4 protein-coding genes are annotated in these 5546 nt (G+C 66.0%); 2 read left to right on the top strand and 2 right to left on the bottom strand.

Going from position 1 to position 5546, the window contains the following annotated elements:
• Positions 1-50: 50 nt before the first annotated feature.
• Positions 51-701, bottom strand: a complete 651-nt coding sequence (locus HMPREF3138_RS11555) for a dihydrofolate reductase family protein (protein ID WP_038874509.1) — start codon at positions 699-701, stop codon at positions 51-53.
• Between the two features lie 69 nt (positions 702-770).
• A complete protein-coding gene (locus HMPREF3138_RS11550) occupies positions 771-1772 on the bottom strand; it encodes an alpha/beta fold hydrolase (protein WP_070559058.1) in 1002 nt (333 codons plus the stop codon).
• Between the two features lie 234 nt (positions 1773-2006).
• Between HMPREF3138_RS11550 and HMPREF3138_RS11545 the strand changes: the two genes are divergently transcribed.
• Together HMPREF3138_RS11545 and HMPREF3138_RS11540 are read left to right on the top strand one after the other, a co-directional pair.
• The gene (locus HMPREF3138_RS11545; protein ID WP_033634486.1) at positions 2007-2438 is read left to right on the top strand and encodes a DcrB-related protein; all 432 of its coding nucleotides are present in this window, start codon (positions 2007-2009) and stop codon (positions 2436-2438) included.
• A 31-nt stretch (positions 2439-2469) separates the two neighbouring features.
• A partial coding sequence (locus HMPREF3138_RS11540; protein WP_038883784.1) for a PAAR domain-containing protein occupies positions 2470-5546 on the top strand: 3077 nt, incomplete at its 3' end.

Raw genomic sequence — 5546 nt, 5'->3', positions numbered from 1 at the left:
TTCACGCTAAAGCGCGATGAACCAAAAAAAAGGGCCGAACGGCCCTTTTTTTACGGCTGAGCCGCCGCCGCGCTTTCCGCCACGAAGGAGCCGGTCGCCACCGCGCCGGCGCGGCGGTAGTGGGCCACGATCACGCCGCCGGGCGAGACCACCGATTGGGCCAGCGTAAAGGCCGCCGGCGCCGCGTTTTCATCGAACAGCCGCTTGCCGCCGCCGAGCAGCACCGGGTAGGTGAGCAGGCGCAGTTCGTCCACCAGATCGTTGGCCAGCAGCTGTTGCATCAGCGTGCTGCTGCCCTGCACCAGCAGCACCGGCCCCTGGGTGCGCTTCAGCTCGCGCAGCCGGGCGATGATATCCCGCCCCAGCCACTGGCTGTTTTCCCACGCCAACGTCTCGCCGTGGTGGGTGGCGACATACTTGGTGGCCTGATTGAACACGCGGGCGATGTCGGCGGAAAACGGGTCGGCCTCGTCGGTGATCTGCGGCCAGTAACCGGCAAAAATGTCGTAGGTGCACCGCCCCAGCAGCAGATCGAACGGCGCGGAGAAAAGCTCGGTCATCGTTTCCGCGATGGCGTCATCCCAGTAGGGAGCGGTCCAGCCGCCAAAGCGAAAGCCGCCGCTGCGGTCTTCGTCCGGCAGGCCAGGCGCCTGCATCACGCCGTCGAGGCTGACGAAGGCGCTGGCAATAATCTGTCGCATGGCTGTTTCCTGCAGTTGAGTGCCAGCTGAAAGTTTAGCCGCCGCGCGGCGGCTGCGCCAACCGGCCGCTCAGGGCTGCAGCGCCTTGAGCAGTGCCTGATGGAAACGCGCCGGTTCCTCCATTTGCGGCGCATGGCCCAGCCCGGCGAACTCGATCAGCGTGGCGTGCGGGATCAGCTTCGCCGCCTGTTTGCCCAGCTCCGCGTAGTGGCCGATCCTGGCCTTGACCGCCGGCGGGGCGATATCGCTGCCGATGGCGGTGGTGTCGGCGGTGCCGATCATCAAGGTGGTGGGCGGTTGCAGATCCTTGAACTCGTAATACACCGGCTGGGTGAAGATCATGTCGTAGATCAGCGCCGAGTTCCACGCCACCAGGCGATGGCCCGGCCCGTTGTTCAGCCCGGCCAGCATATCCACCCAGCGATCGTACTCCGGCTTCCAGTTGCCGCCGTAGTAGGTGCGCTGCTCATAGTTGCGGATGCCCTCGGCGGAGGTGTTCAGCTCGCGCTCGAACCATTGATCGACGCTGCGCCACGGCACGCCTTTCGCCTTCCAGTCCTCGAGGCCGATCGGGTTGACCATGACCAATTGCTCCACTGCCTGCGGATACATCAGGCTGTAGCGCGTGGCCAGCATGCCGCCGGTGGAGTGGCCGATGACGATGGCCCGGCTTATTTTCAGGTTCTGCAGCAGGCCGTGGGTGTTTTGCGCCAGCTGTTGGAAGCTGTACTGGTAATGCGCAGGTTTGGTGGAGGAGCAAAAGCCGATTTGATCCGGCGCGATGACGCGGTAGCCGGCCTTGCTCAGCGCCTTGATGGTGTCCTGCCAGGTGGCGGCGCAGAAGTTTTTACCGTGCAGCAACAGCGCGGTGCGGCCGTTGGCGGCGCCTTCCGGCGGCACGTCCATATAGCCCATTTTTAACGGCTGCCCCTGCGAGGTGAAGCTGAACTGCTGCAACGGATAAGGGTAGTGAAAACCCTGCAGCTCCGGGCCGAACTTCGGCGTTTCGGCGGCGGCGGGGAACGCGGCCAGCGTGGCGCACAGCAGCGTGCTACGGGTGAATCTCAGCATCCTGATCTCCTGAAAAACGGGCGATAGCCGAGTATAGCCATAATCAGAGCGTCGGCGCGCCGGCGGTTTCAGATAATTCTGTAATGTTACGGCCCGATCCCAGGCAAGGTTCCGGCCACGGCCTTGTACACAGTGAACGCGGTCACGCCGCGCAACATTAGCGGTGCCTGATGGTTTTATTTCAAGGCTAAGTTATGCGATGCTTAAGCATTATTTATGCAAAAGGATCCTCGCATGTCCGCTTTATCCCGCTGCGCTTTCAGCGAAGGCAGCGTCGCTTTGCCGGAAGGCTATGCCGATCGCACCGTCAACGTGCTGTTGGCCGGCGATGATGTTTCCCCCTCAATCAATATTTCCCGCGATGCGCTGCAGCCGGCGGAAAACCTGGAAGGCTACGTCACCCGCCAGCTCGACGCGCTGGCGCAGGGGCTGAAAGGCTGGGCGTTCAAAAGCCGCGAGCCGGCGACGCTGGGCGATGGATTAACCGCCGGTGAATGGGTGCGCGCCAGCTACCTGCGCGACGGCAAGCGCATCTGGCAAAACCAGGCGGTGTTCGCGCTGGCGGAGGGCCGGGTGCTGGTGTTCACCCTGGCGATGGCGCGCAAGCTGACGCCGCAAGACGACGCGCTGCTGTTGCAGGTGCTGAGCAGCTACCGGGCGGCCTAACGATGAACTCTCCACGTAAAAGGACCTTACGATGACCGAAGCGGCTCGCGTCGGCGATACCATCGGGCATTCCCATGCCCTGGCCGGCATGATTGCCGGCACCATTGTCGGCGGCCTGATCGCCGCCGCAGGCGCATTGGCGGCGGGTGCGCTGTTCGTCGCCGGCCTGGCGGCTTCTTGTGTCGGCGTCGGCGTGCTGCTCATCGGCGCCAGCGTGGCGGTGGGGTATCTCACCGGGGAGGCGGCCACTGCGGCACGCGACGGCATTGCCGACGCCGGTGCCGGTAGCCTGACCCCCAAAGGCAATATCGTCACCGGCTCCCCCAACGTCTTCATCAACGGCAAACCCGCCGCGCTCGCCACCCACAGCCAGGTGGCCTGCAGCGACGACGGCCCGAGCATGCAGATGGCGCAGGGTTCCGACAAGGTCAGCATCAACGGCCAGCCCGCCTCGCGCGTGGGGGACAAAACCAACTGCGACGCGCAGGTGATGGAAGGCTCGCCCAACGTGTTTATCGGCGGCGGCACCGTCACTACCTTGCCGATCAAGCCCGAAGTGCCGGATTGGCTGTATAAGGTCTCTGACCTGACGCTGCTGTTCGCCGGCCTGGTGGGCGGCGTGGGCGGCGCCGCCGGCAAGCTGGGGGCGCTCGGCAAACTGTTGGGCAAGCTGCCCGGCATCAACAAGCTGGCGCGCATCGCCTGCCGCGCCGGCACCTTGATGACCGCCACCGCCGCCGTCGGCATTATCGCCCGGCCGGTGGATATCGTCAGCGGCCAGAAATTCCTCGACGGCGAAGACGATCTCGATTTCGTGCTGCCTTCGCGCCTGCCGGTCGCCTGGCAGCGCTATTGGCGCAGCGGCAACCCCGGCGACGGCGTACTGGGCCGCGGCTGGAACCTGTTCTGGGAGAGCAGCCTGCAGCCGTATCAGGACGGCCTGGTATGGCGCGCGCCTTCCGGCGACTTCGTCGCTTTCCCCAGGGTACCGCGCGGCCACAAAACCTACTGCGAAGCCGAAAAATGCTGGCTGATGCACAACGACGACGGCAGCTGGCAGCTGTTTGACGTCGGCGAACAGATTTTCCACTACCCGCCGCTGGCGGGCGACCAGCCGAGCCGGCTCAGCATGATCACCGACGCCATCGGCAACGCTACCTCGCTGTTTTACGACGACGAGGGGTTGCTGAGCGAACTGGTGGACAGCGCCGGGCAGCGCCTGATGTGCCGCTATGCGCAGGGCCGCCTGCGCGAAGTGGCGCTGCAAACCGCCGAAGGCGAACGGACGCTGGCGCGCTACGGCTACGATGAGCAGGGCCAGCTGACGACGGTGAGCAACCGCGCCGGTGAGGTAACGCGCCGCTTCGGCTGGCGCGACGGGCTGATGATCAGCCACCAGGACGCCGCCGGGTTGCTGAACGAATACCAATGGCAAGAGATCGACGGCGTGCCGCGCGTAACGGCCTACCGCAACAGCGCCGGAGAATCCCTGGAGTTCGGCTATGACTTCGCCGGCGGGCGCCGCAGCGCGGTGCGCGGCGACGGCAAGCGCGTGGAGTGGCGGCTGGATGACGACGACAACGTGGCGCAGTACACCGATTTCGACCAGCGCCGCTACGGTTTTATCTACCAACGCGGCGAGCTGTGCAGCGTGCTGCTGCCCGGCGGCGCGCAGCGCCAGAGCGAATGGGATCCTTACGGCCGCCTGCTGTCGGAGACCGATCCGCTCGGCCGCGTGACGCGCTATCAATATTCGCGCAACAGCGGTCGGCTGTTCGCCGTCGCGTACCCGGACGGCAGCAGCGAAGCGCAGCACTGGGACACGCTGGGGCGCCCGACGCGCTATGTCGATGCCCTGGGCAATGCCACGCTGTACCGCTATCCGGATGACGAAGAGAGCCTGCCGGCCGGCGTGATCGACGCGCTGGGCGGGGAAGTGAAGCTGGAGTGGGACGCCCGCGGCCAGCTGACGCGTTACACCGACTGTTCCGGCAGCGTCACGGCTTATACCTACGATGCGCTGGGACAACTGACGGCGCAGACCGATGCCGAAGGCCACCAGACGCGCTACCGGTGGGATAACGGCGGGCGCCTGCACACCCTGATCCACCCGGACGGCGGCGAAGAGCGCTTTAACTGGAATGCACACGGCCAGCTGGCAGAACATCAGGACGCGCTGGGCAGCCTGACCCGCTGGCAGTACAACGCCCTGGGGCTGCCGGTCAGCATCACCGATCGCATCAACCGCACCCGACGCTATCACTACAGCCCGCAGGGCTGGCTGACGCGGCTGGAGAACGGCAACGGCGGCGAATACCGCTTCAGCTACGATGCGGTGGGCCGCGTGCTGGCCGAAGAGCGCCCGGACGACACTCGCCACTATTATCGCTACGGCGCGGCCGGGCTGTTGGAGGAGCACCGCGAGGTCGGCCTGCCTGGCAGCGCGGGTGAGCTGACGCAGCGCGAACAGCGCTTCCGCTTCGACGAGGCGGGGCAGCTGGTCTGGCGCGGCAACGCCAGCGCGGAATGGCATTACCGCTTCGACGCCATGGGGCGGCTGCGCGAGCTGAACCGCCTGCCAACGGCGAGCGGTGCGGCGCTGGGCATCGAGCCGGACAGCGTGCAGATGCGCTATGACGCCGCCGGGCGGCTGCTCGGCGAACAGGGCGTGAACGGCGAGCTGCAATACCAGTGGGATGCGCTGGCTAACCTGCAGGCGCTGACGCTGCCGCAGGGCGATCGCCTGCAGTGGCTGTATTACGGCTCCGGCCACGCCAGCGCCATTAAATTCAACCAGCAGGTGGTAAGCGAATTCACCCGCGATCGCCTGCACCGGGAAACCGGCCGCAGCCAGGGGGCGCTGCAGCAGCAGCGGCGTTACGACGCCATGGGCCGCCGCAGCTGGCAGAGCAGCGCCTTCGGCCACGACAAACTGACCCGGCCGGAAGACGGCGTGCTGTGGCGCGCTTATCGCTATACCGGCCGCGGCGAGCTGGCCGGGGTGAGCGACGCGCTGCGCGGCGAAGTGCACTACGGTTACGACGCCGAAGGCCGCCTGCTGCAACACCGCGAACCTAATCAGGGCAAACCGGGCGCGCGGCTGGTGTA

Origin of the sequence: Serratia sp. HMSC15F11, from assembly GCF_001808215.1 — a bacterium.
GTDB lineage: Bacteria > Pseudomonadota > Gammaproteobacteria > Enterobacterales > Enterobacteriaceae > Serratia > Serratia nevei.
Note: the sequence above shows the minus strand (reverse complement) of the source record. Positions and strands in the feature narration are given on the sequence as shown.

Bases quoted from the DNA above. Each gene is read 5' to 3' on its own strand.
- HMPREF3138_RS11555 (WP_038874509.1), bottom strand. From the start codon at position 701: ATGCGACAGATTATTGCCAGCGCCTTCGTCAGCCTCGACGGCGTGATG.
- HMPREF3138_RS11550 (WP_070559058.1), bottom strand. From the start codon at position 1,772: ATGCTGAGATTCACCCGTAGCACGCTGCTGTGCGCCACGCTGGCCGCG.
- HMPREF3138_RS11545 (WP_033634486.1), top strand. From the start codon at position 2,007: ATGTCCGCTTTATCCCGCTGCGCTTTCAGCGAAGGCAGCGTCGCTTTG.